The organism is Rhodoferax sp. UBA5149 (assembly GCF_002413825.1).
GTDB lineage: Bacteria > Pseudomonadota > Gammaproteobacteria > Burkholderiales > Burkholderiaceae_C > Rhodoferax.
This window is the reverse complement of record NZ_DHXT01000235.1, coordinates 1-4,186: the sequence shown is the minus strand read 5'-3', so window position 1 is coordinate 4,186 and position 4,186 is coordinate 1. Positions and strand designations below refer to the sequence as shown.

Genomic DNA, 4,186 nt, shown 5'->3' with positions numbered 1-4,186 from the left:
GGGTTGTACATCGGCCCCATCACGAAGTCGGGCAGGCGATAGAGCGCCACCATGAGCAGCATGACGAGCCCGGCGCCCTTGTGCTTGGCGAAGAAGTCGACGAACGGGCCGACGATCGCATCGGCGAGGCCGCGCAAGGTCCAGAGCGATGGCTTCTGGTGCAGCACCACATCGGCGCGGGCCGGCTCGGACGCGAACAAGGTTGCGATCGTGCACAGTGCCATCAGCACCGCCATGCCAACGTACGACATCGACCATCCGACACGTGCCGCCGCGGCGATGATCAAGGCGTCGGTGACGAGCAGGGCGATGCGGTAACCAACCTGCGCCGCCGAGGTCATCAGCCCCACTTCGTCAGCGTCGGACGACGACTCGATGCGCCAGGCGTCGATCGAGATGTCCTGCGTGGCCGAGGCGAAGGCCGTCAACAATGCGAAGGCGCCGATGGCCGCGAGCCCGCCCGCCGTCCCCACAGCGGCCATGCCCAGCAGCCCGATGGTGACCAGAATCTGGCACAGCAGCATCCAGCCGCGACGCCGGCCGAGGCGGCCCAGCAGCGGGACGTCGATGCGGTCCACCAGCGGCGACCAGTACACTTTGAAGGCATAGGCAAAGCCGACCCAGGAGATAAACCCGATGGCAACCAGGCTCGTGCCGTCGTCCCGCAGCCAGTAGCCGAAGGTGTTGGCGGTTAGCAGGAAGGGCAGGCCCGAGGCGAACCCCAGCGCCAGCATGACCGCGACCTTGGGCTGTCTGAGCTCGTGCAGCACCTCCAGCGCAGAGCGTTTGCGGCGCGCGGTGGGGATGGCTTCGGTCATCGATTGCCTCTTCGGCTGGAGCGCCCCAGCTGGCGCAGCGAGGCCGGCTCCAGGTACACCTTCAAGGGATCAAGCCATGACGGCTTGTCAGCCAAGGAAGAGGGGCCGAGCGTTGGTATGGTCATGGAGGAATAATACCGCCATGAAAACTGGTTTTGATTGCAATCAAGGGCAGTCCCATCAGCGACCGGCCCATTGGCTGTCTTTGTTGGCCTTGGCGCTCGCCCTGTGCGGTGGGGCCCAGCATGCCCAAGCGCGCGACGGGGTCGACGTCGGCGGCAACTCGGTGTTCAGCAAGCTGGTGCCAGCCGAAAACGTGGAACATTCTGCGGGCCTGCAATACGCACAAATGCTGCAACAGGCGGCTGCCAAAAACGCGCTGGGCGCCAAAGGCCACCCCCAGGTGAAGCGCCTGCGCGCCATTGCCAGCAGACTCATCCCCTTTGCCGTCGCGTGGAACCCCCGTGCCAGGGACTGGCAATGGGAAGTCAACCTGATTGGCAGCCAACAAATCAACGCGTTTTGCATGCCGGGCGGCAAAATCGCGTTTTATAGCGGGATTCTGGATCAACTCAAGTTGACGGATGACGAAGTGGCGATGGTGATGGGCCATGAAATTGCCCACGCGCTGCGCGAGCACGCGCGCGAGCGCATGGGCAAGAATGCCGCGACCGGCATCGGCGCCGGCCTGTTGAGCCAGGTGCTCGGCCTGGGCCAGGTCGGACAAACGGTGACCAACTACGGTGCGCAATTGCTGACCTTGCAATTCAGCCGCACGGACGAATCGGAGGCCGACCTGGTCGGCATGGAACTGGCCGCCCGCGCAGGCTACGACCCCAGGGCGGGTATCACCTTATGGCAAAAAATGGGCGCCGCCAGCAAGGGCGCGCCACCGCAATGGCTGTCTACCCACCCATCAGGCAGCTCCCGTATCGCCGATATTGAAATGAACCTGCCTAAAGTCATGCCGCTGTATGAGCGCGCCAAAAGAGGATAGCGGTCGTGTATTGGCTTGCGTGTGCGCTGCAACTACCGCTCAGTAAGTCCGTCCCTTGGTGACGGTTTCACGGGTAATGCGCCAGGCACCTTGGGTGAACTCAAAGGTCAGCGTCTTTTCCACAACATCCTTATAGTCGACGGAATCGTACCCTTGCGTGAAGGCCACTTCGGCTGCGTTGGCTTCACAGCGAAGCGTCCGAACGTTGCGCAGAACCGCCTTGAGATCGCCTTGTTTGTTGGCTACGCGCTTCTTTCGCAAAGTCTCCCAGGCGGCATGACTCATGCCCATGGCGGGTACAAATGTGTCGCTGTAGGCACCCAAATAGGCCTCGATGTCCTTGCGATTCCAGGCCCCCGCCCAGTCTTCAACCGCAGTCGTCACTTTCTGACAATCTCCGCCAGGCGGCGCGGACGGTGCTGGCGTAGCGCGCGGTGCGGGTGATGGCTCAATGGCTTGAACAACTTCAACCTTCGGGAGGTTTGCCTTGTCAAGCACGGTCACGGCGGGCAGCTCCGTGCTGCAACGCAAGAGGCCATCATCGTCGCCATTGCCGCCGGGGGCCGGCGGCGCTTCGTTTTCGATCGGACGAAGTTGCAAGGCACTCAGCAAGGCGCCCGAGGAGGCGAGGACACGGATCTTGGCCAGTCGAAGATCAAACTCAGCTTTAACCAGTGCGATACGCGCTTGAAAAAGCTCGTTCTCGGTGTCCAGCAAATCAAGCAGTGATCGCTGGCCGATGTCAAACTGCTGGCGGTAAGCTTCATGGGCTTTTGAAGTCGACAACTCATGCTGCCCAAGGAAGATGATCTGCTGCCCGAGACGTCCAACGTCGTTGTAGGCAATCTGGGCGGTTTGGCGAATATCCCGGCAGGCTTTGTCCCTCAGTTCATACGCGGCATTGAGTTTCGCGACATATTGGGTAATTCGCGCGCTGTCTGAACCACCCCGGTAGAGGTTGTAGTTCAAGACAAGTTGCAATGCGCTGTCGCGGTAGTTGCCAAGGATGCCATTTTGATTGCGCTCCAGGCTTTGACTGGCGCGAAGTTCAATCGTCGGCCAGTTGGACGCCCGTCTTACATCAGCATCTGCGCGATAGGCACGAATGGTGGATACGGCCCCCAGAAACTCGGGGTTATTTGCAATGGCGTCGGACAGTAGCCGTGCGCGCGCGGGCAAAAATTTATCCAGCGAAGGCGTTGGCTCCAGGTTTTGGCCTGGAACCTCACCGGTCAGGCGCTGGTACCTGGCTGATACGTCATGCAAGTTGCTGGCTTCTGTCAGCCAGTTGGACTCAGCCAAGGCCATGCGACCGGACGCCTGTTCCAAGTCAACACGGCGGCCCACACCGGCTGAAACACGACTGCCGATTCGTTGATAAAGGTCTGCGTGGGTTGCATAGTTATCCCGCGCCAACGCCAGTGTTTCGCGGTAAAGCTGAACATCCAAATACGCACGCGCAGTTTCGAGTGCAGTTTGCTCGCTTGTGCTGAGGAGTTCGTAATAGGCGACCTGCCGACTGTGGCCCAGCCGACGCACCTCGCTGGCCGTAGCATATCCGTCAAACAGAGTTTGACGCAGTTGTATGGAAGCTGTGGATCCCGTATAGGTGGTGGCGGAGGGCAACGCCGGGGTCAACGTGCTCTTTGGCCCGGTGGCCGCTTCTACATCTATACGTGGACGCCAGGCGCCTTTAGCCGCGTCCTGCTCGCCTCTGACTGCTTCAAGATTTTGAAATTTGAGCTTCACCTCCGGATTCTGCAGAACGGCTCGCTCGACGGCGTCTTTAAGCGTGCTGGGGGTCTGCGCAAATGCCGGGAAAAAAGCGATCCCGAAGGCGGCGAATATGAATAAATAAGGCTTTAAGATCATGATGGTGCAAGGTGTGACTCAATTCCCATGGAACGACATGTCGCGACAGAGGCATGTATCACCAGTCTGCCAAGGGGGCAAGCGCTCGGAGTATAGAGGGCACTCAATAAAATGACCTTTGTGAGTTAGCGACTTCTGTCACATTGTTTGCCTTTTTGCATACTTTTTACGATTGATTGGACAAAAGCCGTTTGAGTGTTCGACGTATACAGTGCCGGCCTGCAGCAGGGATCTTTGGGGATCGGGTACGTCGATGGCTGCTGGGATTCGCGCTTGCCTTTTTGCTTGGATCGTGGTCCTATGGCGCGCCGGATTTTGACCGGATGCTTGAGATGGTCGTACGGCGCGGGGGCAATGCAGCTGCACAGAGATTCCAGAGTTGGCGCAATTTGGTTGTAACAGGCGGGATTGGAACAGACCTTGAACGCTTGACACGGGTTAACGCGTTTTTCAATAGAAACATTGCTTTTGTTGAGGACTCTGTCGTTTGGGGGCAGGA

2 protein-coding genes and 2 pseudogenes are annotated in these 4,186 nt (G+C 59.5%); 2 read left to right on the top strand and 2 right to left on the bottom strand.

Annotated features, from left to right (window positions below; all coding sequences use genetic code 11):
• Positions 1 to 818, bottom strand: a pseudogene (locus B3V69_RS20515) (AmpG family muropeptide MFS transporter); the annotation flags it as partial.
• Positions 819 to 960: 142 nt separating this feature from the next.
• Here B3V69_RS20515 and B3V69_RS20510 point away from each other — a divergent pair.
• Positions 961 to 1,815 carry a M48 family metallopeptidase gene (locus B3V69_RS20510; RefSeq protein WP_296449630.1) on the top strand — a complete coding sequence of 285 codons (855 nt, stop codon included), beginning with the start codon at positions 961 to 963 and terminating at the stop codon, positions 1,813 to 1,815.
• 39 nt (positions 1,816 to 1,854) lie between these two features.
• Here B3V69_RS20510 and B3V69_RS20505 read toward each other — a convergent pair whose 3' ends face one another.
• Positions 1,855 to 3,687, bottom strand: a complete 1,833-nt coding sequence (locus B3V69_RS20505; RefSeq protein WP_296449626.1) for a TolC family outer membrane protein — start codon at positions 3,685 to 3,687, stop codon at positions 1,855 to 1,857.
• A gap of 191 nt (positions 3,688 to 3,878) precedes the next feature.
• Here B3V69_RS20505 and B3V69_RS20500 point away from each other — a divergent pair.
• Positions 3,879 to 4,186, top strand: a pseudogene (locus B3V69_RS20500) (hypothetical protein); the annotation flags it as partial.

Coding starts and splice junctions, on each gene's coding strand:
- B3V69_RS20505 (WP_296449626.1), bottom strand. CDS start 3,687: ATGATCTTAAAGCCTTATTTATTCATATTCGCCGCCTTCGGGATCGCT.
- B3V69_RS20510 (WP_296449630.1), top strand. CDS start 961: ATGAAAACTGGTTTTGATTGCAATCAAGGGCAGTCCCATCAGCGACCG.